The following is a 26,445-nucleotide window of genomic DNA, read 5'->3' as shown; positions in this document are numbered from 1 at the left end:
TCGGCGTACAGTGTCATGGTCCTGCCACAAGCGGGACATCCTCTGATCCTGCCGTCGTCGGCGGGCGTGCGCGACCGGTGCTGATGCTTCGACGGCACCCATCCCCGAACCGAAAACGCGCACGCATGTCTCTCGAAGCAACACCAGTCACCAAGGCCCCGGTCAATCCGCGATCCCGTGTCGTCCTCGCCAGCCTCATCGGCACGACGATCGAGTTCTACGACTTCTACGTCTACGCGACGGCCGCCGTCCTCGTCTTCCCCCACCTCTTCTTCCCGAGCGAGGACCCCACGGCGGGTCTCCTCGCCTCGTTCGCCGTGTTCGGCGCGGCCATGGTCGCCCGCCCGGTCGGCGCCGTCATCTTCGGCCACCTCGGCGACAAGCGCGGCCGGAAGGCGACCCTCGTCGGAGCGCTGCTCACCATGGGCATCGCGACCTTCCTCATCGGGCTCCTGCCGACGTACCAGCTCGTCGGCTGGGTCGCACCACTGCTCCTCGTGATCCTCCGCATCGGCCAGGGCTTCGCCCTCGGCGGCGAGTGGTCCGGCGCGGCGCTCGTCGCGACCGAGAACGCCCCGAAGGGCAAGCGGGCCCTGTTCGGCACGTTCCCCCAGCTGGGGGCGCCGATCGGCTTCATCATCGCGAACGGCCTCTTCCTCATCATCGCGGCGATCCTGCCGAGCGACGACCCGTCGATGCCGTCCGAGGCCTTCCTCGAGTGGGGCTGGCGGATCCCGTTCCTCTTCTCCGTCGTCATGGTGATCGTCGGCCTGTGGGTGCGCCTGCGACTCGTCGAGAGCAACGCGTTCACGACCGCGAAGGAACAGGGCAAGGTCCAGCGGTCACCGCTCGCCAGCGTCGTCAAGCTCCACTGGCGCAAGCTCCTCCTCGGCACGTTCTTCATGCTCGCCACCTACGTGCTCTTCTACCTGATGACGACGTTCTCCCTGAGCTACGGCCGTGCCCCGGTCGACGCCCCCGTCGCCGGTCTCGGCTACAGCTACACGACGTTCGTGCTCATGCTCATCGCCGGCGTCGTGTTCTTCGGCATCTTCACCCTCGTCTCGGGCCCGTTCGCCGACAAGTACGGCCGACGCAAGACGCTCATCGTGGTGACCAGCGCGATCCTCGTGTTCGGGCTCGTGTGGGTGCCGCTCCTCGACGCCGGGTTCACCGGGGTGATGATCTGGCTGATCATCGGCTTCAGCCTCATGGGCTTCACCTTCGGTCCGATGGGTGCGCTCCTCCCCGAGCTGTTCCCCACGAACGTCCGGTACACGGGCTCCGGCATCTCGTACAACGTGTCGTCGATCCTCGGTGCGGCCGTCGCACCGTTCATCGCGGTCGCGCTCTGGAGCGCCGGTGGCGGGAGCCCCTTCTGGGTCGGCGTCTACCTGTCGGTGATGGCCGCCATCACCCTCACGGCGCTGATCGTCTCGAAGGAGACGAAGGACGTCGACATCGACGCCTGACCCCGGTCGCCTCACCGAGGGCCGGTGCGCGGAGCAGTACTCCGCGCACCGGCCCTCGGTGCATCGGTTGCGGCCCGGGCGTCGGCGGCGGTCGCTTAGAGTTGGAGGACGGTGCGCCGTCGCCATGGACGTCTCCGAGCCCGCGCACCGCACCTCAGAGGAAGAGCACCATGAGCACCCCAGCGCGCCCCGCACGCAGCCGCAGTCCGTTCAGCCGGCCGAAGGACGACGGTCCGCGCGCGAGCCTCAAGCAGCTCATGCCGTACATCTTCGAGCACCGCTCGATCCTCGTCGTGGTCATCATCCTGAGCGTCATCGGGGCTGCGGCCTCACTGGCCCAACCGCTCATCGTGAGCCAGGTCATCGGCGTCGTCGAGGCCGGCAGGTCGCTCGGCAACCTCGCCTGGCTGCTCGTCGGGCTCGTCGTGGTCTCCGGCGTCATCAGCGGGTACCAGCACTACCTCCTGCAGCGGGCCGGCACCGGGGTCGTCTACTCGTCCCGCCGCCAGCTCATCGCGCGCATCTTCCGACTCCCCATCAGCCAGTTCGACACGCGCCGCACCGGCGACCTCGTCTCCCGCGTCGGCAGCGACACGACGATGCTCTACGCCGTGCTCACCCAGGGCTTCGTCGACGCCGTCGGCGGCGCCATCACCTTCCTCGGGGCGCTCATCGCGATGGCGATCATCGATCCCGTCCTCCTCGGGCTCACCCTGCTCGTCGTGATCGTCTCGGTCGTCGTCGTCGTCGCCCTCAGCGGTCGGATCCGGGTGGCGAGCCGCGAACAGCAGACGAAGGTGGGCGACCTCGCCGCCGCCGTCGAGCGCGGGATCAGCTCCATCCGCACCATCCGCGCGTCCAACGCCACCGACCGTGAGATCCACGCGGTGGACGGCGTCGCGAAGGAGGCCTACGGCGTCGGTGTCCGGATCGCGAAGATCTCCTCGCTGGTGGTCCCGGTCGCGGGCATCGCCATGCAGACCTCGTTCCTCGTGGTGCTCGGGGTCGGCGGTTTCCGGGTCGCGTCGGGCGCGATCACGATCGCGAGCCTCGTCGCATTCATCCTGTTCCTGTTCATGATGATCATGCCGCTCGGGCAGGCCTTCGGCGCGATCACCAGCGTCAACCAGGCCCTCGGCGCCCTCGGCCGGATCCAGGAGATCCTCGACCTCCCCGACGAGGGCGACGACGACGCGGCGATCGCCGCGCGCGTCACCCGTGCCGGTTCCGCCACCGCCGACGCCCCCGCCATCGCGTTCGACGAGGTGGTGTTCGCCTACCCGGATGCCGCAGTCATCGAGCGGGAACGTGCGGCTGCGGAGGCACTGGCAGCCACGGTCTCGGATGACGCTTCGGCGCCCTCGGAGACCTTCGCCGCCGACGCTGCCCGGCTCACGGAGGCGCAGTCCGCCCTCGGCCGCCAGGTGCTCCGCGGCGTCTCCTTCGAGGTGCCGCAGGGCAGACGGACCGCGCTCGTCGGGCCCTCCGGTGCCGGCAAGAGCACCATCCTGGGCCTCATCGAGCGTTTCTACGACCCGACCGCGGGCGCCATCCGCCTCGGTGGTGTCGACATCCGCACCATCCCCCGGACCGAGCTCCGGCACCAGATCGGCTACGTGGAGCAGGACGCCCCGGTGCTCGCCGGCACGCTGCGCGACAACCTGCTGTTGTCCTCGCCGGACGCCGACGACGCCGACTGCATCCGGGTGCTGCACGCGGTCAACCTGGGTGCCGTGCTCGACCGCAACCCGCTCGGCCTGTCGGCTCCCGTCGGCGAGGACGGCATCATGCTCTCCGGTGGCGAGCGTCAGCGGCTCGCGATCGCACGGGCCATCCTCGCGGCCCCTCCCATCCTGCTGCTGGACGAGTCGACGTCGAGTCTCGACGGCGTGAACGAGCAGATGATGCGCGAGGCCATCGACGCGGTCGCCACGGGGCGCACGCTCATCGTGATCGCCCACCGCCTCTCGACGGTCGTCGACAGCGACCAGATCGTCGTCCTCGACGAGGGTCGCGTCGTCGGGGTCGGCACGCACAGTGAGCTCGTCACCGAGGTGCCGCTCTACCGGGAGCTCGCGAAGCACCAGCTCCTCGTCTGACCCCGGTTCGTTCGCCCATCTTTGGGCGAACGAACCCTCATTCGCCCAAAGATGGGCGAATGAACGGGATCACGGACGCCATCCTGCCGCGATGAGGCGCTCGCGGGCTCTCTCGACCGCGATGGCGGCACCCGCCTGCAGATGATGTGCGAGGAAGCGGTCGTGGGACCAGCCGAGTCTGGTGACGGCATGGATCCGGTCGACGTCCTTCGCGAACTGCCCCGCATCGGTGGCGTGCTGGCGCCCGTCGTACTCGAACGCTGCACGATACGCCGGGTAGGCGAGGTCGAGACGCGCAATGAACCGCCCCCAGCGATCACGGAGTTCGTGGTTGAGCACCGGCTCCGGGAGACCGGCGCGAACGAAGGCGAGTCGGAGTTCCGTCTCCTTCGGCGATTCGGAACCACCGCGGATCTGCGGGAGCGCGGCACGGAGGAGCCCGGCGCCGAGGTGCCGGGAGCTGTTCAGCGCCGCTGCGAGGTCGTCGATGGAGCAGAGCCCTGGAATGCGCTCATGCCGCCACCGGCCCGAGGCACCTCGCTCACGGACCAGGTGATCGCCGACCGCGACCAGCTCGTCGACGGTGAGACTCGGTCCGAGCTGACACCACATGTCGGCGGGACTCACGACCGCGAGCCCCTCGATGAGGATCGGATCGCCGACGAGGCCGGTCAGGCGATGGCCGACGACCCCGGCGACCCTGGGCGCCCGGTCCGGCGGCCGGACGCCGACGTGGACCTCGTCCCAGCACAGCCGCGCCGGGAGCGGAGCATTCAGGAGGTGTGCGGCCGACAGGTGCGAGAAGAACTGCGCCGGCGCCATTCGCTGCGCGTACGCCCGACACAGCTCCAGGTGCGCGAGATGCCGCTGCCCGGGAGGCAGGTCAGCGCCCCTGCGTGGTGCAGCGAAGCTCCGAACCCCCGGGAACGGTGCTAAAACACGCGTCGTGCGGAGGCGCTCCGGCGAGACGCCATGCTCCAGCGCCGAGCGGACTGAGAACGCGTCGTGATCGGGCAGATCGGTTGGCGTCATGCTTCGATCGTCGCGCGATCCAGCGGCCGACCGAGCAGCGCGGCCACCTCACGACGACCTCTGCCCTCGTTCGCGAGCTGTGGAGCACCCTCGTCGCCGGTTCGTTCGCCCATCTTTGGGCGAACGAACCTTCATTCGCCCAAAGATGGGCGAATGCATGACGAGGATCAGGCCCGGAGGCGGTAGCGGAGGGCGGCGAGTTCGGCCCGGAGGGCGGCCGGGACGCGGTTCCCGAAGGTGTCGAAGAAGGCCTCGGTGAGGTCGCATTCGGCGAGCCAGGAGTCGCGGTCCACGGCGAACAGGGCGTCGAGGGCGTCCTCCGACAGGTCGATGCCGTCGAGGTTCAGCTCGTCGACGAGCGGTAGCCCACCGATGGCCGACGCACGTGACCCGGCCTCGTGCTCCAGGCGGCGGACGATCCACTCGATGACCCGGGCGTTCTCACCGAAGCCCGGCCAGAGGAACGAGCCGTCGGCGTCTTTGCGGAACCAGTTGACCTGGAAGATCCGCGGTGCCTTGCCGTGATCGAGCGCTCCACCGACGCGCAGCCAGTGGCCCCAGTAGTCGGCCATGTTGTAGCCGCAGAACGGCAGCATCGCGAAGGGGTCGCGGCGGAGCTCGCCGACGGTGCCCTCCGCTGCCGCCGTCTGTTCGGAGGAGATCGTGGCGCCCATGAACACGCCGTGCTCCCAGCTGCTCGCCTCCACCACGAGCGGCACGTTCGTGGCCCGGCGTCCGCCGAAGAGGATCGCGTCGAGCGGCACACCGTCGGCCGCGTCCCAGTCCGGGGCGATCGACGGGCACTGCGCCGCTGCGACGGTGAACCGTGAGTTCGGGTGCGCCGCCGGGCGACCGGAGTCCGGCGTCCAGTCCTGACCCTGCCAGTCGATGAGGTGCGCCGGCGGTTCGGGGGTGAGCCCCTCCCACCACACGTCCCCGTCGTCGCGGAGGGCCACGTTCGTGAAGATCGTGTTGCCCCACAGTGTGTCGACGGCCGTCGCGTTGGTCGTCGCTCCCGTGCCGGGCGCCACGCCGAAGAACCCGGCCTCCGGGTTGATCGCGTACAGGCGGCCGTCCTCGCCGGGACGGATCCAGGCGATGTCGTCGCCGAGGGTCTCGACCCGCCATCCCGGGATCGTGGACCGCAGCATCGCGAGGTTCGTCTTGCCGCAGGCCGAGGGGAAGGCCGCGGCGAGGTGGAAGGCACGGCCCTCGGGCGAGGTCACCCGCACGAGGAGCATGTGTTCGGCCAGCCAGCCCTCATCCCGCCCGATGACCGAGGCGATCCGCAGGGCGAAGCACTTCTTCGCGAGGAGGGCGTTGCCGCCGTACCCCGAGCCGAAGGACCACACCTCGCGGGTCTCGGGGAACTGCACGATGTACTTCGTGTCGTTGCACGGCCAGACGACGTCGGCCTGCCCCGCCTCGAGCGGGGCACCGACCGAGTGGACGGTGCGCACCCAGGGCGCACCGTCGGCGATCAGCTCGAGGACGCGGTCGCCCATCCGGGTCATGATCCCCATGCTGAGCACGGCGTAGGCCGAGTCGGTGATCTGCACCCCGAGCTGCGACAACGGCCCGCCGACGGCACCCATCGAGAACGGGACGACGTACATCGTCCGGCCGCGCATGCTGCCGGCGAAGACCCCGCGCAATTCCGCCCGCATGGCGGCCGGGTCGCGCCAGTTGTTCGTCGGTCCGGCGTCCTCCTCCGTCTCGGAGCAGATGAAGGTGCGGTCCTCCACCCGCGCGACGTCGCTCGGGTCGCTGCGGGCGAGGAAGCTGTTCGGCCGCCATTCGGGGTTCAGCTTGATCAGCTTCCCCTCGGCGACGAGCTGGTGGGTGAGCCGGTGCGACTCACTCGCCGAGCCGTCGACCCAGTGGATGGCGGACGGTTCGAGGAGGGTGGCGAGTTCGTCCACCCACGCGTGCAGTTCAGCGAGCCTCGAGGAGGTCGGCGGCTGTACCGCTCGGAGCATCCGCCGCGTCGTGGGGGCGGGGGTCGGATCGGAGAGCAGCTCAGCGATGGACATGTGTTCCTCCGGCGTTGGTGGGACAGTCAAGAAGTGGGTGTGGACCCACTCTGCGCCCGAATCCGAGATTCTTATCGGGGTGAACGTCGTGAAGAACGCCTGATCTTTCGATATGGTGAAGGAATGACCCCGAACCCCTCCGGCAATGCCGCCGCAGACCTGCTCACCCTCGGGCGCCGGATCCGTCACTTCCGGACGCGTCGTGGACTCACCCTCGACGATCTCGGTGAGCGGGTCGGTCTGGCCGCGAGTCAGCTCTCGCTCATCGAGAACGGCAAACGGGAGCCGAAACTGTCGGTCCTGCAGGAACTCACCGCCGCCCTCGGCGTCGAGTTGAACGACCTGCTCTCGACCGAGGCGCCCAATCCCCGTGCTGCGCTGGAGATCGAGCTGGACCGGCTGCAACGGAGCGCCCTGTACAGCGAGTTGACCCTCCCCCAGGTGAAGCCGTCGAAGGGCATCCCGGACGACGCCCTGCGCGCACTCGTCGGGCTGCACCGGGAACTGCAACGGCACGCGAACGAGGCGATCGCGACGCCGGAGGAGGCCCGACGCGCCAACACCGAACTGCGGGAGTGGATGCGTGAGCGCGACAACCATCTCCCGGAGATCGAGGAACTCGCCGAGTCCCGCGTTCTGCGGGCGGGGCACAGCACCGGCGCCCTCACGCACCGCACGGTGAGCGTCATGGCGGAGCAACTCGGCTTCGACCTCATCTACGTCAACGACCTCCCGCACTCGGCTCGGAGCGTCACCGATCTCGAGAACGGTCGCATCTACCTGCCGCCGGCGTCGATCCCCGGCGGACACGGCCTGCGGTCCATGGCGCTGCAGGCGATGGCCCACCGACTGCTCGGACACCAGCGCCCCACGAGTTATGCGGAGTTCCTCCGGCAGCGGCTCGAGATCAACTACTTCGCCGCGTCGGCGCTCATGCCGCAGACGGCCGCGGTGTCCTTCCTGCAGCAGGCCAAGCGCGATCGCAACCTGGCCGTGGAGGACTTCCGGGACGCGTTCGGGGTCACCCACGAGGCGGCGGCGCTCCGACTGACGAACCTCGCGACCGCGCGACTCGACATGCGCCTGCACTTCCTGCGGGTCTCGGAGGACGGCGCGATCTCGAAGGCCTACGAGAACGACGCGCTCCCGCTCCCGGTCGACGTGACGGGCGCCGTGGAAGGCCAGATCGTGTGCCGGAAGTGGAGTGCACGCAACGCCTTCGCCCGGACCAACCGCACCACCGAGCTCTACCAGTACACCGACACCCCGGCCGGGACCTTCTGGTGCGCGACGCAGACCGGTACCACCGAGGCGGGTGAGTTCTCGATCTCGGTCGGCGTGCCCTGGGGCGAGGCGAAGTGGTTCCGTGGGCGGGAGACGACGACCCGCGCAGTGTCCACGTGCCCCGACCCGACCTGCTGCCGACGGCCTCCCTCCGTCCTCGCCGACAAGTGGCGCGAGCAGGCCTGGCCCAGTGCCCGCCTGCACACGCACATCCTGTCGCCACTGCCGAGCGGTACGTTCCCGGGCGTGGACGACTCCGAGGTCTACGACTTCCTCGAGCGTCACGCGGCGGGCTGACCGTTCGCGGCGACAACGGATCCCACGGGCTCGGCCGACGGCCGGAAGGCCCAGGCCGGCAGGTGCCCCTGGCGGATCAGCGACGCGACGGTCGACGCCAGCGGATGGTCCAGCTCAGTGGCGTCGAGCTCGTCGAGGAAGGCGGCAGCACGGCTGCTCTGACCGAGCGCCCAGGCCAGCCAGGCGAGCATCGCGAGCGGCGCGACGCGCGCCGATTCGGATGCGCGCGCCGCGACGCCGAGGAGCAGGCTGCTCGCCGCCCGGATGCGCTGGACGTCGGGATGCGGTCCGTCGCCGACCAGCAGGTGGGCGACCCGGTGGAACACCTCCGGGTCGTCCATCCCGATCGGGAGATGCCCGTACGCGCGTTCGGCGTCGTCGAGTTCCTCCCCCAGGTCTCGCCCGAACGCCCACTGCATGAGCGCGAGATCGCTCGCCCAGGGGCGCTTCAGGCTGAGCAACAGGAAGGCCACCTCCCGAGGGGTCATCGCTCCGACGCCTCGGGCAAGGGCGTCCTCGAAGACCTCGGGGAGGCCGTCGAGTCGTTCCACGGTGTCGCCGACATCGATCCGCCAGCTCGTGCGGGCGTGATCGGTGGCCGCGTCGAGCATGGAGGCCAGCCGTGCGCTGAGCAGCCGGTACTCGAGGTCGACGGCGGCGAACGTCTCCGCGTCCACCGACGGCACCTGGGTGGTGACGAGCTCGGTCGGGAGCGGTGGGACGGGCGGGACCGCCGCCGAGGCCACGATCGCCGGCGACCGCCCTCCGGAGGGGAGTCCAGGATCGAGGTAGGAGCCCCAACCGTCGGTGGCCGAGCACAGCGCATCCTTGACCGTGAACCCGTGCGCGCTCGCCAAGCCGAGGACCGCATCCGCGATGACGCGGCCCGGCGGCTCCGCTCCGGCTCCGAAGGCGTCGTCCGTGTAGACCACCGGCACGATGGCGTCGACACCTGGCGCCCGGCAGGCGAACCCGAGAGCGTGCTCCGCAGCCGCCTCCGCCACCCGCCGGTCGACGTCCGTCCCGGCCGGCAGATGCACCTGGAGGGCGCCGCGACTGCGGGAACCCGCGAACAGGACGACGACGAGACTCGATCTCGGGGTGCTTCCGATGAGTCCGGGGACGAGGGCGAGGAGGTCTTCGGCCGCATGGGCCTGCACGATGTGGGTCATGAGGACAGCCTCCAGCGGACGTCGCCGGGCTGTCCGGCGGGTGTCGCGGATGTCGAGTGGATGACGCGATGACCGCACTGTGCAGCGGGGTCCCCGCGGAGTAGAGTGTGCTCGTCAGACTCCGCGACACCGGAGTCGTTGCTCGAAAAAAGGGCGATAGCGCGGTCAGCACCGGCGAGACACACACGGAATCCCATCCGTCCACGTTCTCGAAGGTCACTCCATGTCCGAACACGCTCTGTCGACCGTTCCCGCGGTCACCCCGTCCACCGTCTCCGCCCGTGTGGCCCAAGCCCTCAGCCGCCACGTCTCCGACGTGTTCGGGGTCATGGGGAACGGCAACGCGCACTTCCTCGACGCCCTCGCCGCCACCGGCACGCGCATCACGGCCATGCGGCACGAAGCCGGCGGGGTCGCAGCAGCCGACGCCTACGTCCGCGCCGGTGGCGCCCTGGCCGCCGCCACGGCCACGTACGGCGCCGGATTCACCAATACGCTGACCCCGCTCGCCGAAGCGGTCATGGCGCGCATCCCCCTCGTCCTCGTCGTCGGGGACGCGCCCACGACCGGCACGAGGCCCTGGGACGTCGACCAGTTCCAGATCGCCGCCGGGCTCGGAGCAGCCACCTTCACCGTCGGCCGCGACGACGCCACCGCGACCACCCTGCGGGCCATCGAACACGCCGTCCACCGTCGGACGGCCGTCGTGCTCGCGATCCCGTACGACCTCGCCGCCGTGGCGTCCGACGAACCACTGCGAGCCGACGGCACGCCGCATCACCCCGCCCTCGTCCGACCGTCACGCGTGGAACCGGTCGCCCGGCGTCTGGACACCGCGGCAGCCGCCCTGCGCTCCGCGCGTCGACCGCTCATCCTCGCCGGCCGTGGCGCCTGGCTGGCCGACGCCGGGCCCGTCCTCGGGGAACTCGCGGAACGTCTGGACGCCTACACCGCGACCACGGCGCTCGGGCTCGGACTGTTCGGGGTGAGCGACCGCGACCTCGGTGTCGCCGGAGGCTTCGCCACGGAACGCGCGGCGCGGACCATCGCCGATGCGGACGTCGTCCTCGTCATGGGCGCCGGTCTCAACCAGTTCACGATGCGGTTCGGTGAGGCCTTCTCCCCCGAGGCGCACGTGATCCAGGTGGACCTCGCCGACGCCCCGACGAACGCCAGGGTCGACGAGCTCGTCCGCGGCGACGCGGCGCTCGCCGCCGCCGGCCTGCTCGATCGCCTGGACGGTGCGGCCGGTTCCGGCTGGTTCACCGCCGGAGGCGCCGTCCGGCCGGCACCCCACCTCGACCGCGATCCCGGCGTCGGCGTGTGCGCCGACGGCCGACTCGACCCCCGCAGCCTCGCGCACCGACTGAACGAGTTGCTGCCGCAGGACCGCACGGTCGTCCAGGACGGCGGCCACTTCATCGGTTGGGCACCGAGCTATCTCGACATCCCCTCCCCCGACCGCCTCGTCATGGTCGGCACCGCCTACCAGACCATCGGGCTCGGCTTCCCGAGCGCGGTCGGTGCCGCAGCGGTCGGGCACCCCGGCACGACCGTCCTCTGCACGGGCGACGGGGGCGGGCTCATGGCGCTCCCCGACCTCGATACCGTCATCCGCACGGTCCGGAGCGGTGTGGTCGTGGTGTTCAACGACGCCGCGTACGGCGCCGAGGTCCACCAGTACGGCTCACGCGGGCTCGACCAGGCCCCCATGCTCATCGACGAGGTGGACTTCGCTGCACTCGCCCGTGCGCTCGGCGGCCAGGGCCTCACGATCGACACCCTCGCCGACCTCGACGGCCTCACCGACTGGGTCCACGCCGGGGCGGACGGCGTCCTCCTGCTCGACTGCCGCATCTCCACGAGCGTCGTCGCACCGTACCTGTCGGAGATGATGCACCAGGGGCCCCGCCCGATCGCCGTCGACTGAGGCACGCCGCGACGGCGCCTCCGACGCGTGCCGAGCCGCTCCCCGCGGCGAGTATCGTGGTCGGGTGCTTCCCCAGCCTGAGCCGATCGCGCCCACCTACGTCATGTCGTCGGACGGGTTCCGGATCGCCACCTACGTGCACGAGCCGGCGGCCGACGCCGACCGTGCGGAGACGGTCGTCGCCGTCCACGGCTTCGCCTCGAGCGCTGGGCTCAACTGGGACCTCGCGGGGTGGACCAGGACCCTCACCCGAGCCGGGTATCGGCTGGTGACGATCGACCAGCGCGGACACGGGGCGTCGGACAAGCCGACGGACCCGAGCGCCTACCGACTCGACGGCCTCGTCGACGACGTCCTCACCGTGCTCGACGGCTACAGCGTCGACGAGCCGCACTACCTCGGCTACTCGCTCGGCTCACGGGTGGGCTGGCGGTTGGGTGTCCGGCATCCCGACCGCGTCCGCTCGCTCAGCCTCGGCGGGCTCCCCGAGGGCGACTCGCTCCGCGGCTTCGACCTCGACGAGGCCCGGCTCCGGGTCAGGACCGGCGCGACGATCACGCACCGGCTCACCGAGACGTACGTGTCGATGGCGGAGGGGGTCCCCGGCAACGACGTCGAGGCCCTGATCGCCCTGGTGGAGGGCCTCCGCGGCGGTCCGCAGCCGACCACGGCCGAGGTGCCGCCCCTCCCGATGCTCCTCGTGACCGGGGACGACGACGCGGTCGCGGACGGCAGTCGGCGCCTGGCCGAGGCGGCCGGAGCGCGGTATGTCGGACTGCCCGGCCGCGAGCACTTCAACGCCGTGTCCTCCCGGGTGTTCAAGGACGCGGTCCTGGCGTTCCTCGCCGAGCAGGGGTAGGACGTCCGGGCGCCCCCACGCCCGCTCAGGCGGCGTGTCGGTGCTCGCCGCGACCCTTCGCGAGCTTCGACGGCCACCAGATGGCGCTGCCGATGTCATGGCTGAGGGCCGGGACGAGCAGCGTGCGCACGATGATCGTGTCGAGGAGGACGCCGAACGCGACGATGAACGCGATCTGCGCGAGGAACAGGATCGGGATCACGCCGAGCGCCGCGAAGGTGGCCGCGAGCACGAGGCCGGCCGAGGTGATCACCCCGCCCGTGATCGCGAGACCGCGCAACACCCCGGCTCTCGTGCCGACCCGGAGCGACTCCTCGCGCACCCGCGTCATGAGGAAGATGTTGTAGTCGATCCCGAGCGCGACGAGGAAGACGAAGCCGTAGAGCGGCACGCTCGGATCCGCGCCGGGGAAGCCGAGGACGTGCGTGAACACGAGGGCGGAGACCCCGAGTGCCGCCCCGAAGGACACCACCACGCTGAGGATGAGCAGGACCGGCGCGAGGACCGACCGCAGGAGCAGCATGAGGATGAGGAGGATGACGACGAGCACCACGGGGATGATGAGGTTCCGGTCGTGGATGGCGGCGTCGTTCGAGTCGATCGCGGTCGCGGTGACCCCGCCGACCGGTGTGTGGGTGCCGACGGCGGCGTCGATGGTGGTGCGCAGCTGTCGCACGGTCTCCTCCGCGGCTGCGGAGTCGGGTGCGGTGTCGAGGGTCGCCTGGAGCACGATCCGGCCGTCGTCGACGGTGGGCTCGGCCGGCGACGACGGGGTCCCCGGAGGACCGGTCGGCGGCGCGGTGAACACCGCCTCCCCGTCGCGCACCGTCGCATCCGCGGTGCCGGTCGCCGTGCCGCTCGCCAGCACCTGGACACCGTCGAGCCCGTCGGTGTCCTCCAAGATGGCGATGACCTCGGCGGCGTCGTCCTTCCCGGTGAGGACGGAGACCGGACTCGCCGACCCGGCCGGGAAGTGCTCACCGAGCGCGAGCTGCCCGTCGCGCGCCTCGGAGGTCCCGAGGATGAGGTCGCTCTGCGCGACGCCGTCCGCCTGGAGTTGGACGACACCGAGACTCGCGACCAGGAGGAGGAGGGTGCTCCCGATCCAGACGACGCGGGCGCGGCGAGAGATGAGGCGGGCGATCCCGCCCCACAGCCCGGTGGTCGGCACCGCGTCGTCGTCGGCCGTCGCGGCCTGCACCCGGTGCTCGCTGCCGACCTTCGGGCGCAGGGGCCAGAAGGAGCTGCGACCGCAGGCGAGGAGGAGGGCCGGCAGGAAGGTGAGTGCTGCGAGCACGGAGAAGACGATGCCGATCGCGGCCACCGGCCCGAGTGCCTTGTTCGAGTTCAGGTCGCTGAGCAGCAGGCAGAGCAGCCCGGCGATCACGGTGCCTCCGGAGGCGACGATCGGTTCGAGGGAACCGCGGAGCGCCGCCCACGTCGCATCCCATCGGCGCTCGTGGTCGCGGAGCGCCTCCCGGTACCGCGAGACGTACAGCAGCGAGTAGTCCGTCGCCGCGCCGATCACGAGGATGAACAGGATGCCCTGCACCTGACCGTTCAGGAGCACGACGCCGGCCTTGGCGAGCCACCACACGGTGAGGAGCGCCGTGCAGAGCGCGAAGAGCGAGGTGCCGAGCACGAGGAACGGCAGCACGGGCGACCGGTACACGACGATCAGGATGAGGAAGACGGCGCCGAGGGCCGTCAGGAGCAGGATGCCGTCGATGCCGGCGAAGGCGGCGGTCAGGTCCGCGGTGAACCCGGCGGGACCCGTGACGAAGACCTCCACCCCCGACGGCATCGCGTCCCCGAGCTGGGCGCGCAGGGCCTCGACGACGTCGCCGACCTCCGCATCGCCGCTGATCGGCACGAAGGCCTCGAGCGCCTCGCCGTCCTCGGAGGGGATGGCCGGTGAGACCCCGTCGGCGACGCCCTCGGTCGAAGCGATCGTCGCGAGTTCGTCGTCGATGGCGGAGCGGTCGTCGTCGGTGATCCCGCCCTCCCGCACGAACAGGACGAGGGCCGGGATGTCGTCCCCGTCACGGAACCCGTCGAGCGCGGCCTGCACCTCCGTGGCGTCGGCGCTGGCGGGGAGGAAGCTCGTCTGGTCGTTGGTCGCGACCTCGCTGACCTTGCCGAAGTACGGCCCGCCGACGCCGGCTGCGGTGAGCCACAGGAGGATGAGGACCGCTGGCAGCAGGATGCGCAGCCAGCGCGGTGCCCCGTTCCGATCGCGCCGCGGCGCCGTGGTCGTCGATGCCTCACCGTGTCGCCCGTGCGTCATGCGCGTGCCCCGTCCTCGCCCTGTCCCGAATATTATGCAGCTAGCTTACTATCTGCGACGGGTGGCGTGTGCGAGTCCGATCCGGCGGGGTCTCAGCGCGTGACGAGCACTCCCCCGGCCTCGACGATCTCGGCGAGCGCCGCCGCTCCGGCGGCCTCGTCGACCGGCGCCACGAGGTCGGTGAGCACCCGGACCTGCAGGCCGTGCCCGATGGCGTCGAGCGCACTCCGGCGGACGCAGTAGTCGGTCGCCAGGCCGACGACGTCGACCTCCGTGACCTGGGCGTCCGCGAGGACCTCCTCCAGGCGCCGGCCCTCCGGGGTGACGCCCTCGAAGATCGAGTACCCGTGGGCTCCCTGCCCCTTCCGGATGTGGGTGTCGACCGCCTTGGTGTCGAGCGCGTGGTGATACTCGGCGCCCTCGCTCCCGGCGACGCAGTGCACGGGCCAGGTGGTCGTGTAGTCGGGCTCGCCCGCGGCGAAGTGGCCGCCGTTGTCGCCCTCGGCGTCGTGCCAGTCGCGGGAGGCGAACACGTGCGCATAGTCGTCCCCGTGATCCGCGAGGAGCTGCGTGATCCCTCCGGCGACGTTCTCGCCGCCGGTCACCCCGAGCGCACCGCCCTCGGTGAAGTCGTTCTGTACGTCGATGATGAAGAGCGCGCGCGCCACGAAGCCTCCCGGTTGTCGTCCTGCCTCGGCCGAGGCGGGTGGCTTCGAGGGTAACGCGCGGGATCGGGCGGCGTCAGGTGCTTGCGCCGGCGGGCGTCAGAGGCGGCGAGCCCGCTCCCGACGCCGGTCGAAGAACTGCAGGCCGACGTTCACGCCCATCACCACGGTGCCGAGCAGCATGGCGACGAGCCCGGCGATCCGGAACCCGACGGGCAGCTCGAGGAGCAGCGCGAAGACGATCCCGAGCAGGATGAGCGCGGCACCCGCGGCGAACAGCACCAGATACTTCATGCCCCCAACGGTACCCGCTCCGTGGACGTGTGGTCGGCCCCTCCGGCGTGCCCGGGCCCGGGACCTAGGCTGGTCGCATGCCGTTCCCCCACCTCCGAGCCCGCACGGCCCTCGCGGCCGCCGGCGTCCTCGCCGTCGTGCTCGTCGCCGCCGGTTGCTCATCTCCCCAGAGCGAGGCCGCCTCCAGCAGCGGATCGGCCACCGCGGCCAGCGGGTTCCCAACGGACATCGTGTTCGACTACCAGCTCGGCGGCGGATACGAACCGGCCGCCGGCGTGGGTGGCGTCGTCCGCGACAGCACGGACACCCCGGACCCGGACCGGTACTCGATCTGCTACGTGAACGGCTTCCAGAGCCAGCCGGCCGATCGCGACGCGTGGCTCGCCGAGCCGGACCTCGTGCTCACCGACGAGGCGGGCGAACCGATCATCGACGAGAACTGGCCCGACGAGCTGATCTTCGACCTCTCCACCGACGACCGCCGCGCCCGCATCGCCGAACGGGTCGGCACGAGCATCACCCGCTGCGCCGACGCCGGCTTCGACGCCGTCGAGATCGACAACCTCGACTCGTACACGCGGTCCGGCGGCCGACTCACCGTGGACGACGCGATGGCCCTCGCCACCCGCTACGCCGACCTCGCCCACGACGCGGGTCTTCTCATCGGGCAGAAGAACGCCGGCGACCTCGGCACGCTGGGACGGGACGACGTCGGATTCGACTTCGCCGTGGCCGAGGAGTGCCACCGCTTCGACGAGTGCGGCACCTACACCGAGGTGTACGGCGGGGCCGTGCTCGACATCGAGTACACCGACGATCTGCGCGGCACCTTCGACGAGGTCTGCGCCGACCCGCAGGTCCCGTTCTCCACGATCCTGCGCGACCGCGACCTCGCCCCGGCCGACGCCGCCGACCACGTGTACGAAGCCTGCCGGTGAACCTCGAGCAGCTCGAAGCCGTCGTCGCCGTCGTCGACTACGGCTCGTACGCGGCCGCCGCCGACGTCCTGCGGATCTCCCAGCCCTCGCTCACGAGACGCATCCAACGCTGCGAGGCCGAGCTCGGGCTCGCGCTCTTCACCCGGGTCGGACGCCGGATGCAGGTCACCGAGGCCGGACGGTCGGTGCTCGGCCCGGCGAGGCGAATGCTCCAGGAGGCGAACGGGCTCCGCGCACTCGCCGACGCCCAGCACGCGCTCACCGCCGGCACGCTCCGGATCGGGGCACTCCCCTCGCTCGTCGCGACCCACGTCCCGGAACTCGTCGCCCGGTTCCACGCCGCGCACCCCGACGTCCGCATCGAGGTCACGGGCGCCGTCGACTCCGCCGAATTGCTCGAGGCCATCGACCTCGGGCGCATCGACCTGGGCGTGGCCGATGTGGCCGCCGTCGGGCCCGGCGTCGAGGTGCGGCTCCTGGAGGAACAGCGGTTCGCGATCGTCCTCCCCGGCCTCGGGACCGCCGACGAGCGCGAGGCCGACCACACCCCGCCGACCATCACCGCCGACGAGCTGGCTGCGCACACCCTCGTGACCCTCCCGCGCGGGACGTCGATGCGCGCCGTGACCGACGAGGCCTACGCCAGCTTCAGCGTGCAACCACCGCGCATCGTCGTGACGACCCAACGCGACGCGCTCACCCGCTTCGCGACCGCGGGAGTCGGCCTGACGGTGGTGCCGGAGCGATTGGCGGACTGGGCCGCGGCGAACGGTGCGCGCGTCCGCCGGTTCCCGACCCCGGTCACCCGGAGCATCGGGCTCCTCGTCCGTCACGACACCGTCGGGACGCCCGCTGTGAGCGCGTTCCTGCGACTGACGGAGCAGGTCTCGCCCGGGCGGTGAGGCGCTCCCGCGTCAGCCGCAGAGGTCCGCGGCGGCGTTGCGGGACTCGACCTCGACCGGCGCCGGCGCGGGCGCCGCAACAGCGGCCTCGGTCAGTGCGGCGAAGTCGTCTCCGATGACGAGCACGACGTCCTCGTCGTCCGGTCCCGGTTCGCCGCTCACGACGACCGCGATCCCCAGCTCCTGGGCGAGGGAGGCGGCTGTCGCCCGGGCCGCGTCCGAATCGCGCGCGAGGAGGACGGTGACCGGGGTGTCCGTCTCCGCGTCGCCGATCGTCGCGACGGCGTAGCCGAGGGCGGTCAATCGGTCGGCCGTCGCCGTCGCGACCCCGTTCGTCTGCGAACCGTTGAGGACGCTGACCGCCTCGACCCGCACCGGTTCGACCGGGGTGACCGGCTCGGCGGGTGACGCGTCGGCGGCTCCCGCGATCGGCACCGGGACATCCGTGGCGAGGCTCGAGAACACCGTTGCGGCGTCATCGCTCGGCACCACCCGGTTCGCGTCCGACGGCGCCTCGGTCCACGGCATCGTCAGGAAGGTGATGGCCGTGGCGGGCACCTGTGAGACCCGGTGCGCGAGGGAGGTCAGGCTCGCGAGGTCGCCGAGTGCCGTGTCGACCGTGAGCGAGGACGTGACCGCGTCCAGGAAGCGGATGAGTCGGTCCGGCCGGGTGAGCACCTCGGCGCTCAGCGCCCGCTGCACGATCGCGGACATCACCATCTGCTGGTTGCCGAGGCGCGAGATGTCGCTGCCGTCGCCCACCGCGTGCCGGGTGCGGGCGAGCGCGAGCGCCTGCGTCCCGTCGATGACCTGTGCCCCGGCGGGCAGGGCGAGGTTCGAATACGGGTCCTCCATGTCCGTCGGCAGGCACACCGCCAAGCCGTCCATGCCGTTGACGATCGCTTGGAAGCCGCCGAAGTCGAGCTCGACGAAGTGGTCGATCGGCACACCGGTCATCGCCTGCACCGCGGCGACCGAGCAGGCGGCCCCGGAGTTCAGGGCGGCGTTCACCATGCCGTAGTCGTCGGGTGTCCCCCGCCCGGTGTCCGTGCACATCGACAGGTCGGTCAGCGTGTCACGTGGGATCTGCATCGCGTCGATCCGGGTGTTGCCCGCGGACACGTGCACGAGCACCATCGCGTCGCTGCGCTTGGTGCCGGTGTCCTCGCCGTAGTCGCCGAGCGCGAGGTCACGACTGTCGGAGCCGAGGAGGAGGACGTTGACCGCCGGGTCCGGCGCGCCAGGCTCCGCCGGCTGCGTCGCACGGCCGGTCGGAGCGGCGATCGCCTCGGAGCTGAGGTTCCCCTGCAGCCGGAGCGCGAGGGCACCGAGACCGCCGAGCAACGCGAGCACGAGGCCGCCGGCGATCCCGACGACGAGGCGGCGCCGACGGACCCGCTGGCTCGCGTCACCACCGCGGCGGCGAGCGTGGGAGGCGTGCGGGCGGCTGGGAGCCTCGGGGAGGTCGGGTCTGCGCATCGGACCAGTGCACCAAGTGCCTGCTCGGAAGACAAGCACCCTCCGCGGCACGACGCATGCACGACGCGCATGCGGCCGTCCGAACCGCGCTAGGCGGGCGTCCGCTCCGCGACCTCGGCGGCCCGGAGCCCCGGAACCGCACGCCGACGGAACTGCCCCGTCACCACGAGGAGGAGGGCGGTCACGGCGAGGAGGATCCAGCCCGGCCAGCCGAGCAGGGTGCCGAACACACTCCCGGTGTCCTGCATGGACGTGGGGCTGGCGAACAGCAGGAGCGCCCCGACGGCGGCGTTCACGGCACCGTGCGCGATCACCGCCGGCCAGACCGAGGCCGAGCGCAGTCGCAACCACCCGATGACGACGCCGAGGAGCATGCACCAGCCGACCATCAGGAGGAGGCCCACGCCGTCCGTCCGCTGGTAGTTGTAGCCGAGGAGGATGAGCGGCGCGTGCCACACGCCCCAGACGGCCCCCGAGATGAGGAGGGCGGGCCAGGTGCCGAGCGGCAGGAGGTTCGGCAACAACCAGCCCCGCCACCCGAGCTCCTCACCGAACGCGGACAGTGAGGCCACGAGCACGCTGATCGGCAGAGTGAGGATCTGCACGAGCGCGACGGTGGTGAGCTGGTCACGCGTCGGCTCCCCGGCGCCGGACGCGGCCATGATGGCGGCGAGACCGGAGAGGTCGACGAGGTCGAGGGAGATGAGCCCCATGGCCTGCCCGAGCAGCATGGCGCCGAACGCGAGCACCGGGAAGCCGACGAGGGCGGCCGCGCACAGCCCGAGGGTGCGGGCGAGCGGACGCAGGGGCGCGAGGCCGAGCAGCCGCGGGATGCTCCGCGGTCGGGCGACGAAGCAGACCACGACGACCGCCGCGATCGTCGGCGTGTACATCATGCCGAGCGCGATGAGCTGGAACCACGGGTTCGCGAGGCCCTCGCCGGACAACCACAGCGGGGACGCGACGAGCCAGGCGAGCCCGATCGCCAGGACCGTGAAGACGGTCACCGCGACCCACGGGACCCGCGACGGCAGGATCGGCGCCGCCTCCCGGTTGCGGCGCCGTTGGCGGTCGGCGGCCGACTCGGGTTGCTGGGCGAGCGCCACTCGTCCGGCGGCACCGAGCACCGGCGCTCCGGCCGGTTCCGCTGCTCCGACGCCACTCGGCGGTGCGACGGGCGGTCCGACCGGCGCCCAGCCTCCCCCGTTCGCCGTGCTGTCCGAACCCTGCATCATGTCTCCCCCGACCGTCGCGTGCAGCCTCCAACGCTACGGACCGAGCGGCACGGCCGCATCCGTCGGGCGGGGGATCAGCCGTCGAGGTGGCAGCCGCAGGACTCCCGCAGCAGCAGCCCGACGGGCACGACGGTGCTCCGCTCGTGCGAGGCGTCCGCGTCGCCGAAGCGGGCGAGCGCCCGGGTGGCGGCCAGCCGCCCCAGCCGGGCGGGGTCCTGCTCGATGACGCTGACCGCGGGGTCGAGCTGGTCGGCCATCGGGAAGTCGCCGAAGCCGAGCGAGGCGATCCCCCGCGAGCGGAGCGCCGGGACGAGCGCCATCGTCACGCGCGCGTTCGCCGAGAACAGGGCCGTCGGCGGGTCGGCGAGGGCGAGCAGACCGTCGAGGACGGTGGCGGCCGGCGCGCGGTCCGTCGCGTCGAGGCTCACGAGGCGGTCGTCGAGCTCGACACCCTGCTCGGCGAGTGCGGATCGGTAGCCCTCGAGCCGGCGCCGGGTGCTGGGTGGGTGTGCGGCGTCGGCGACGAAGGCGACCCTGGTGTGACCGTGCTCGAGGAGATGCCTCGTCGCGAGGTAGGCGCCGCGGTGGTCGTCCTCGACGAAGCTGTCGGCGTCGAGTCCCCCCGGCGCCCGGTCGACGAACACGATGGGCGTGTGCTCGGCCCAGGGCGCGAGCCACGACTGGTCCTCGGCGACGGGGGCGAGGACGAGCCCCATGAGCTGCGAGCGCAGCAAGGAGTCGAGCACGGCGCGCTCACGCGAGGGGTCGTCGCCGATGCTCGTGACGAGCGTGGTGATGCCCGAGCGGGAGCAGACCTCCTCCACCGCCCGGACGACCGCGGCGAAGAACGGGTCGACGACATCGGGGACGGCGACGCCGACGGAGGAGGATCGACCGGCACGGAAGGTGCGTGCCAGCACGTTCGGGACGTAGTTCAACTCGCGCATCGCCGTCTCGACCCGCGACCGCGTCTCCGGGAGGACGTGCGGATCGTCGTTGAAGACCCGCGAGACCGTCTTCGAGCTCACCCCCGCGAGGGACGCCACGTCCTGCATCGTGGCCATGGGTGCTCCTCGGGGATGGTGCCGGTTCGACGGGTGGACGTGCGCGGGCGGTGACCTCGGCCACCGCCCGCGAGGCGTCAGCGTCCGGCGAGGGCGGTCTCGATGACCTGCTCGAGCTCGCGGAGGCGGGGCAGCGCACGGTTCGTGAGCAGTTCCTCGCGCGTGGCCGACGAGATCGAAAGGCTATCCTTCCACAGCGAGCGACCGGCCATGGCGCCACCGGCACCGTTCTCGACCGCGGTGCGGACCTGACCGACGAAGGTCTCGTGGTCGACACCGGCCGAGAGGACCGCCCACGGCACACCGGCGGCGGCCTCGGTCACGGCGGCGGCCGCCTCGGCGGAACCCGGGTACTGGAGCTTCAGGACCTTGGAACCGGCGGCGACGGAGATCTCCGCGGCACCACGGACGAGTTCGGGGAAGATCTCGGCGTAGGCCTCGTCGCTCTCGCCGTCGAGCTGGTAGACGAGGATCTCGACGATGAGGAGCACACCCTCCGCCGAGCACTCCTCGACGAGGCGGGCGATCTCGTCGATGACGACCTGCTCCGCCTCGCGCTGGTCGGAGCGCAGGTAGAAGAGCATCTTCGCGGCGTCGCCACCGAGCTCACGGACCTTGCGGGCGTCCATGCCGGGCACGTACTTGGTGCGACGCAGACCGTTCTCGGTGTCGAAGCCGGAGGAGTCCATGCCGACCACGAGGCCCGTGGTGCGGGAGAGGGTGCGCTCGTCGACGACGAGCGGGAGGGCGACCTCGGGGTCGAGGAGGATGGCGGGCGCGTGGTTGCCGAGGAAGCGCACGAGGTCGCTCTTCGCCTCGGCGAGCTCGTCACGGCTGATGCCGGCTGCACCGTTCGGCGCATCCTTCATGACGGCCTTCATGCCGTTGCGCTGGTCGCCGGCGACGATGAGCATGCCACCGGCCGGGGTGCTGATCGTGGACATGGCGCGGCGTTCGAGCGTCGTGAGCTCGTTGGTGCGGGTGGCTACTGCGTTCATCAGGTGCTCCTTGTGCTTCGGATGGGGTCTGTGCCGACGCGGTCGCGTCGGATGCTGCGGGCCGGCCGTGGTCGACCGGTGGGTGGGTTCGGTGGGTGGGCTGGACGGACGGACGGGTCAGGGACGGGCGCGGCCGGCGACGGCCGGCTCGAGGAGGGAACGGGCGAAGACGGTGGCACCGTAGGCGGTGTCCTGGGAGCGGTCGGAGACCTGGATCCCGGGCAGGACGGCGGCCCGCGCGCGCTGGACCGAACGCATGCCGGCCCACCCGCCCGTGAGGAGGGCCGAGCTCGCCGGGGGCACCTCGCGGTCCATGGCCTCGATGAGCACGCGGAGTTCGTCGTTGCCGTGGCGGAGGACCGCCGCGAAGACCTCAGCGGGGTCGGCGCCGTCCGCCCGCACCGTGAGGTGCAGGACCCCGTCGTCGTTGCGGGCACCGGAGACGACGATGTCGCCGTCAGCGAGACGACCCTCAGCAGGCAACTCCATCACCGCGTCGTCGAGGCGGTCGCGGCCGGACCGCTCGGACACGCCGACGAGCTGCAGGGTACGGCGCATGAGGAGTCCCGTCTTCACGCCGGCGACGAGGACCCAGGTACCGGGGACGACGTGGCGGACGCAGTTGATGAACACCTCGGCGAGCCGCTCACGAGCGGCGAAGGGCAGGGGCGCGTCGAGCCGGCGCAGGAGGACCTCGGCGGTGCCCATCGACACGTGGTACCGCTCGGCGGGGAACGAGCCGGTGGACACGGCGGAGACGAGGTGGTCGTGACCGGCGACGGTCAGCGCCGCATCGGCGAAGACCTCCGGCACCCAGGGGGCCGAGGCGGAGCCGAGCGGGGTGCCGGCGTCGACGAAGGGCGGCAGGAACGTGGCGTCGACCCCGAGGTGCTCGAGCAGTTCGGGCCAGGGGGCGCCGGTGTCCTGATCGAGGAGTCCGGTGCGGGACGAGAGCGAGTACTCCGCGGCCTCCTCGCCGCCGAGCGCTGCGACGAGGTACTCGGGCAGGTTGAGCCAGCGGGTCCCCGCGAGGTCGAGTCCGGCGTCCCGCAGGTGCAGGAGCTTGACGACGGAGACCTGGACGCCGAGCGGGAGGCCGGTCCGGCCGGCGAACTGCTCCGCGATCGTGGCCGGGAGCGCGGCGAGCTGTTCGGCGCCGCGCGGGTCGAACCAGGCGATCGCGGGGGCGACGGGCCGACCGACGGCGTCGAGGACGATCCCGGACTCCCCCATCCCCGACACGGCGAGCGCGCGGACCCGGACGGTCGGTCCGAACCGGTCGGCGAGTTCGGCGGCGACGTGGTCGAGGAGCTCCCGGACGGTCGCGATGAGGGAGGCGGCCTCCATGACGGTCGTGCCGCCGGCACCGGCGAGCCACGGGGTGGGGAGCTGGTGGATGAGGACCTCGGCACCGTCGGCGTCGGTCACGAGGATCTTGACACCGGTGCTTCCGAGGTCCAGGCCGGCGACGAGTCCGTCGGGGGCCACGGACGCGACGGTGGTCGGGTCGAGGTTCGCAGCAGGGTGCACGGCGGTGTCCGTTCAGGGTCCGACGTCCGTGTCGGCTTCCGACGATGACTCCATGTCATCGATGTCATGGCGAGCATACCCCGTTCATGTCATCGATGACATACCCCAGCCGAAAAAAGCCAATCTGCGCGGTTGACACCGCAGGTCCCACCCGGCGACGCAACGACCCGACCAAGTCGATGGGGCCACCCTCCAGCGCCCCCGGAAGGGACCGAGCATGGCTTCGATCGCTCAGCAAATCCGGAACGACCGACCTGCGGTGCTGTCAAATATCGCACTAAAGCAAATGATCCCTGTCAGCACTAGAGCCAATCCACGATTGGTACGGGCCTGTCTGGGCTTACCGACCCCGATCACCTGACCAGTCCTTGCCGCGGCCGCGCGCGGTCTCCGGGCTTCGACCGCGTGCGCACGCCCTACTGCTCAAAACCAAACAGCTATCCAGCTGCGACCTCAACGTCAGAGTCATGCGATGGTCTTTCCTCCGCAGCAGGCGTACCCGGCCCACTTCGCCTTCGTCTCGGATACTCCGTCCACATAGCCGAAAACTCACTCTCGAACCGGCGCGTGAAACGCAGGACCTCGTTCGGGTCGCCAAAACTCGCCGCCCGGAGTAAATACTGAGGCTCTGTCAGACGCGGCAAGCCCATCCAGTCCAAGTTCGTCGGACGAGTGAAGGTGTGCTCGTAGCTGCGTGGCCCGACAAATTCGTGTCTACTCTGCCCCCAGCGATCGGTTGACACCGCAGCCGGCATAAACAACAACCTACAGAATCCCAAATTCTCCATTCTCGTCACGCTTTGACGAATCGCCTCAAGCGCGCGTTCGACTCGCGAGATATCCGGCGCCGTTCTGCGATAGTGCGCGTAATCATTCCTAACCGTCGAGACGTCAGCTGCGGCAAGAGAAATAGAAATCTGACGAAGGCCTTCGACTATACGATCTTGACTGGGCCGAGAGAGATCCAAAAACGGGACGGTTGACCTGAGCAAGAATCGTTTGAGTTCCGTCTTCCCATCATAGGGTGGATACTCAACCGAGGGGCGCTCATACAATTGAGCCTCATCTCGACACGAGTCAAGGTGTTTCGCCAATGTACGGAACCCTTCAATCAGGTTTCGAAGCTCAACGCGCTCACTCACGTAATCTGGAATATGCGCGTTATCGGTCGGCTCCACGGACAGAGCGCTTTGCAGTAAAGATAGACCAGCTAGCCGATCGTCTTTGTCATCATAAGCGAACGGCGAGCTGCTCTTTGTGTGGTCGCTCAACAGTGCCCAGCTAGTGAACGCTAACGAATCGAGCAGCAGCCCCTCTAATTGCGCGAAGTATGGGCTGGCAGCTTCCAGGAATCGTTCGGAATTTCCAATTGCCGACGACTGCGTGAGCGCCCAGAGGCGTTCGTGCTTGCTCCAAAAGGTCTGATGCGGATCCTCCCCCGTGTGGATTGGGAAACCGAGCTTCCAAAGAATAGCCTCGACGAGTTCGAGATCCGTGAATTCAAAATCAGCATCGATGCCAACCTCATGACAGGCTGTGATCATGTTAGTTCGACGCGCGAGTACCAGCCTTTCGAGGGCCTCCTGGGGAGCCCGGGACTGGAAGAAGTGCTCCAACCTCTCGTCGAGATCTTCAATGTCAATGCCACGCAGCTGCCACTCCAGCTCTTGGACATCCGACTCGGGCTCGCGTAGATACAATTTGCCCAACAGCCGGCGTTCCCTCAATATGGCGAGTCCGGGATCGTCGGAGATGAAGCGAACTCCGTAGTGGCCGAGCTCAGCATGCAGACGGAAAGCACCTGACCGAGTATTCCGGTTGATGACAGGTCGGCGAACATCACCGCGGGGTACCTCAACCTTTCGCGAACGCACCAGTTTATCTAGCGATATGCCAAGCGAGTCCTCGGTCGAGACCAAGCATATTTGCAACAGCTCAGCTCTCCCCAGGCCAGAAACGGCTTTATCCGCGGATTCGATTCGGACGAACTTACTGAGCGCACTCCGGAGCTCGCCTCGCGTGGTATCCAGTAGCTCGACCACAAGAGCGCGCAGTTCACGATCCGACAATGTGTCGCCAATCAGCGGAATCAGTACGCCCGACTTTCGGTCTCCGTAATAGGAGTCCGTGTACCCGCTCAGCTGTTCGGCAAAAGACCACCACTCGGCGGGCTCTCCGTCCAGACTCTGGAGGTAGGTCTCTAGCTTCTCCCTGTCCCGATTGATTGATGCGTTCAAGCCCGTCTGGAGCGCCACTGGATGTATCGCATGACAGGTAGGCGCCGCACAGTGATAAGCGGGAACCCTCCTGCGGCCCGGCACGCTCCGGTGACTGAGGCTCCTTTGAAGTCCATATGGCCCTACAGTGAAGGTTCCGTATTGCACCACTCCAACCGGCAAGGTGCTAAGCAGCTTGATGGTGTCCTCGTTAGTGAGGACATCCTTCTCGTCCTCGTGCAGTTCGGCATAAGCATCGTATAGATCTCGTCCCCAGGTATACGGGAACCGTATCCTACCCGCCAGAATCTCAGTGTGGATGGATTTTGCGAGGCGTTCTATCTCGGTGGCATCGATGTCCACAAACAACTCTCGGTGCCCGAGAGCCAGTGCACACATGAGGCGCGCATCTTTCGCGTTGACCTTCTCCTTGCGAGTGAGTCGATCTAGGACCGCGTTCCCCGCTTCACTCAGCTTGATGGCGGCGTTTAGTTCGTCTGGAACAACGAAGTCTTCGGGGATGATGCAGTCCCCAAGAAGGTCCATCAGGTCACAAAGGTCAACGAAACGTGATTGCCAGGACTCTTCCGGGTACGCGCTTCTGAGTTCCTCTACGGTGCGACCGACCATGCTATCCCCCACTTGCCTGTTTGGAGGAT

General features: G+C 69.9%; 19 protein-coding genes. 7 read left to right on the top strand and 12 right to left on the bottom strand.

The window, feature by feature from the left end:
- Window positions 1-125: 125 nt before the first annotated feature.
- Together ASE44_RS14855 and ASE44_RS14850 are read left to right on the top strand one after the other, a co-directional pair.
- Complete coding sequence (locus tag ASE44_RS14855; RefSeq protein WP_056012961.1) at window positions 126-1,472, top strand: MFS transporter; 1,347 nt, start codon at window positions 126-128, stop codon at window positions 1,470-1,472.
- A 170-nt stretch (window positions 1,473-1,642) separates the two neighbouring features.
- On the top strand, window positions 1,643-3,571 hold the full coding sequence (locus ASE44_RS14850; RefSeq protein WP_056781595.1) for an ABC transporter ATP-binding protein: 1,929 nt from the start codon (window positions 1,643-1,645) through the stop codon (window positions 3,569-3,571).
- Between the two features lie 69 nt (window positions 3,572-3,640).
- On the opposite strand, the gene ASE44_RS14845 is transcribed toward ASE44_RS14850, so the two are convergent.
- The gene (locus tag ASE44_RS14845; RefSeq protein WP_056781593.1) at window positions 3,641-4,393 is read right to left on the bottom strand and encodes a hypothetical protein; all 753 of its coding nucleotides are present in this window, start codon (window positions 4,391-4,393) and stop codon (window positions 3,641-3,643) included.
- 377 nt (window positions 4,394-4,770) lie between these two features.
- Window positions 4,771-6,582, bottom strand: a complete 1,812-nt coding sequence (locus ASE44_RS14840) for a phosphoenolpyruvate carboxykinase (GTP) (RefSeq protein WP_235522676.1) — start codon at window positions 6,580-6,582, stop codon at window positions 4,771-4,773.
- Between the two features lie 177 nt (window positions 6,583-6,759).
- Between ASE44_RS14840 and ASE44_RS14835 the strand changes: the two genes are divergently transcribed.
- Complete coding sequence (locus ASE44_RS14835; RefSeq protein ID WP_056781587.1) at window positions 6,760-8,217, top strand: helix-turn-helix domain-containing protein; 1,458 nt, start codon at window positions 6,760-6,762, stop codon at window positions 8,215-8,217.
- Here the strand turns inward: ASE44_RS14835 and ASE44_RS14830 are convergent.
- Window positions 8,202-9,389, bottom strand: coding sequence for a DUF4192 family protein (locus ASE44_RS14830; protein ID WP_056781583.1), 1,188 nt, complete (start codon window positions 9,387-9,389; stop codon window positions 8,202-8,204). The two genes, ASE44_RS14835 and ASE44_RS14830, sit on opposite strands and share 16 nt — an antisense overlap.
- Window positions 9,390-9,612: 223 nt before the next feature.
- Here ASE44_RS14830 and ASE44_RS14825 point away from each other — a divergent pair, with 223 nt between their 5' ends.
- Both ASE44_RS14825 and ASE44_RS14820 read left to right on the top strand, forming a co-directional pair.
- Complete coding sequence (locus ASE44_RS14825; RefSeq protein WP_056781580.1) at window positions 9,613-11,319, top strand: thiamine pyrophosphate-binding protein; 1,707 nt, start codon at window positions 9,613-9,615, stop codon at window positions 11,317-11,319.
- A 64-nt stretch (window positions 11,320-11,383) separates the two neighbouring features.
- On the top strand, window positions 11,384-12,178 hold the full coding sequence (locus ASE44_RS14820; RefSeq protein ID WP_235522659.1) for an alpha/beta fold hydrolase: 795 nt from the start codon (window positions 11,384-11,386) through the stop codon (window positions 12,176-12,178).
- Window positions 12,179-12,203: 25 nt separating this feature from the next.
- Here the strand turns inward: ASE44_RS14820 and ASE44_RS14815 are convergent, their stop codons facing one another.
- From ASE44_RS14815 to ASE44_RS14805, 3 genes are all read right to left on the bottom strand, one after another.
- A complete protein-coding gene (locus ASE44_RS14815) occupies window positions 12,204-14,465 on the bottom strand; it encodes an efflux RND transporter permease subunit (protein ID WP_056781577.1) in 2,262 nt (753 codons plus the stop codon).
- 92 nt (window positions 14,466-14,557) lie between these two features.
- A complete protein-coding gene (locus tag ASE44_RS14810) occupies window positions 14,558-15,133 on the bottom strand; it encodes an isochorismatase family protein (RefSeq protein ID WP_056781574.1) in 576 nt (191 codons plus the stop codon).
- A gap of 96 nt (window positions 15,134-15,229) precedes the next feature.
- On the bottom strand, window positions 15,230-15,424 hold the full coding sequence (locus ASE44_RS14805; protein WP_056012984.1) for a hypothetical protein: 195 nt from the start codon (window positions 15,422-15,424) through the stop codon (window positions 15,230-15,232).
- Between the two features lie 77 nt (window positions 15,425-15,501).
- Here ASE44_RS14805 and ASE44_RS14800 point away from each other — a divergent pair, with 77 nt between their 5' ends.
- Both ASE44_RS14800 and ASE44_RS14795 read left to right on the top strand, forming a co-directional pair.
- Window positions 15,502-16,362 carry an endo alpha-1,4 polygalactosaminidase gene (locus ASE44_RS14800; protein WP_056781570.1) on the top strand — a complete coding sequence of 287 codons (861 nt, stop codon included), beginning with the start codon at window positions 15,502-15,504 and terminating at the stop codon, window positions 16,360-16,362.
- The gene (locus ASE44_RS14795) at window positions 16,359-17,264 is read left to right on the top strand and encodes a LysR family transcriptional regulator (protein WP_056781564.1); all 906 of its coding nucleotides are present in this window, start codon (window positions 16,359-16,361) and stop codon (window positions 17,262-17,264) included. The genes ASE44_RS14800 and ASE44_RS14795 overlap by 4 nt, the downstream gene beginning before the upstream one ends.
- Window positions 17,265-17,276: 12 nt before the next feature.
- Here the strand turns inward: ASE44_RS14795 and ASE44_RS14790 are convergent, their stop codons facing one another.
- From ASE44_RS14790 to ASE44_RS18600, 6 genes are all read right to left on the bottom strand, one after another.
- Complete coding sequence (locus ASE44_RS14790; protein ID WP_082456116.1) at window positions 17,277-18,743, bottom strand: LCP family protein; 1,467 nt, start codon at window positions 18,741-18,743, stop codon at window positions 17,277-17,279.
- An 89-nt stretch (window positions 18,744-18,832) separates the two neighbouring features.
- Window positions 18,833-19,978: a CPBP family intramembrane glutamic endopeptidase gene (locus tag ASE44_RS14785; RefSeq protein WP_235522658.1), complete on the bottom strand. Its 1,146-nt coding sequence runs from the start codon at window positions 19,976-19,978 to the stop codon at window positions 18,833-18,835.
- 74 nt (window positions 19,979-20,052) lie between these two features.
- Complete coding sequence (locus ASE44_RS14780; RefSeq protein WP_056781561.1) at window positions 20,053-21,042, bottom strand: LacI family DNA-binding transcriptional regulator; 990 nt, start codon at window positions 21,040-21,042, stop codon at window positions 20,053-20,055.
- Between the two features lie 77 nt (window positions 21,043-21,119).
- Window positions 21,120-22,040 carry a hypothetical protein gene (locus ASE44_RS14775; RefSeq protein WP_200921125.1) on the bottom strand — a complete coding sequence of 307 codons (921 nt, stop codon included), beginning with the start codon at window positions 22,038-22,040 and terminating at the stop codon, window positions 21,120-21,122.
- A gap of 117 nt (window positions 22,041-22,157) precedes the next feature.
- Window positions 22,158-23,570 (bottom strand): L-fuculokinase, encoded by a 1,413-nt coding sequence (locus ASE44_RS14770; protein WP_082456115.1) that lies wholly within the window; start codon window positions 23,568-23,570, stop codon window positions 22,158-22,160.
- A 437-nt stretch (window positions 23,571-24,007) separates the two neighbouring features.
- Window positions 24,008-26,416 (bottom strand): hypothetical protein, encoded by a 2,409-nt coding sequence (locus tag ASE44_RS18600; RefSeq protein WP_157580014.1) that lies wholly within the window; start codon window positions 26,414-26,416, stop codon window positions 24,008-24,010.
- Window positions 26,417-26,445 lie beyond the last annotated feature (29 nt).

The organism is Plantibacter sp. Leaf1 (assembly GCF_001421315.1).
GTDB lineage: Bacteria > Actinomycetota > Actinomycetes > Actinomycetales > Microbacteriaceae > Plantibacter.
This window is presented reverse-complemented; position numbering and strand designations above follow the sequence as displayed.

Excerpts from the sequence above, each read along its gene's own strand:
- ASE44_RS14855 (WP_056012961.1), top strand. The coding sequence starts at position 126 with ATGTCTCTCGAAGCAACACCAGTCACCAAGGCCCCGGTCAATCCGCGA.
- ASE44_RS14850 (WP_056781595.1), top strand. The coding sequence starts at position 1,643 with ATGAGCACCCCAGCGCGCCCCGCACGCAGCCGCAGTCCGTTCAGCCGG.
- ASE44_RS14845 (WP_056781593.1), bottom strand. The coding sequence starts at position 4,393 with ATGGCGCCGGCGCAGTTCTTCTCGCACCTGTCGGCCGCACACCTCCTG.
- ASE44_RS14840 (WP_235522676.1), bottom strand. The coding sequence starts at position 6,582 with ATGCTCCGAGCGGTACAGCCGCCGACCTCCTCGAGGCTCGCTGAACTG.
- ASE44_RS14835 (WP_056781587.1), top strand. The coding sequence starts at position 6,760 with ATGACCCCGAACCCCTCCGGCAATGCCGCCGCAGACCTGCTCACCCTC.
- ASE44_RS14830 (WP_056781583.1), bottom strand. The coding sequence starts at position 9,389 with ATGACCCACATCGTGCAGGCCCATGCGGCCGAAGACCTCCTCGCCCTC.
- ASE44_RS14825 (WP_056781580.1), top strand. The coding sequence starts at position 9,613 with ATGTCCGAACACGCTCTGTCGACCGTTCCCGCGGTCACCCCGTCCACC.
- ASE44_RS14815 (WP_056781577.1), bottom strand. The coding sequence starts at position 14,465 with ATGACGCACGGGCGACACGGTGAGGCATCGACGACCACGGCGCCGCGG.
- ASE44_RS14805 (WP_056012984.1), bottom strand. The coding sequence starts at position 15,424 with ATGAAGTATCTGGTGCTGTTCGCCGCGGGTGCCGCGCTCATCCTGCTC.
- ASE44_RS14800 (WP_056781570.1), top strand. The coding sequence starts at position 15,502 with ATGCCGTTCCCCCACCTCCGAGCCCGCACGGCCCTCGCGGCCGCCGGC.
- ASE44_RS14790 (WP_082456116.1), bottom strand. The coding sequence starts at position 18,743 with ATGCGCAGACCCGACCTCCCCGAGGCTCCCAGCCGCCCGCACGCCTCC.
- ASE44_RS14785 (WP_235522658.1), bottom strand. The coding sequence starts at position 19,978 with ATGATGCAGGGTTCGGACAGCACGGCGAACGGGGGAGGCTGGGCGCCG.
- ASE44_RS14780 (WP_056781561.1), bottom strand. The coding sequence starts at position 21,042 with ATGGCCACGATGCAGGACGTGGCGTCCCTCGCGGGGGTGAGCTCGAAG.
- ASE44_RS14775 (WP_200921125.1), bottom strand. The coding sequence starts at position 22,040 with ATGAACGCAGTAGCCACCCGCACCAACGAGCTCACGACGCTCGAACGC.
- ASE44_RS18600 (WP_157580014.1), bottom strand. The coding sequence starts at position 26,416 with ATGGTCGGTCGCACCGTAGAGGAACTCAGAAGCGCGTACCCGGAAGAG.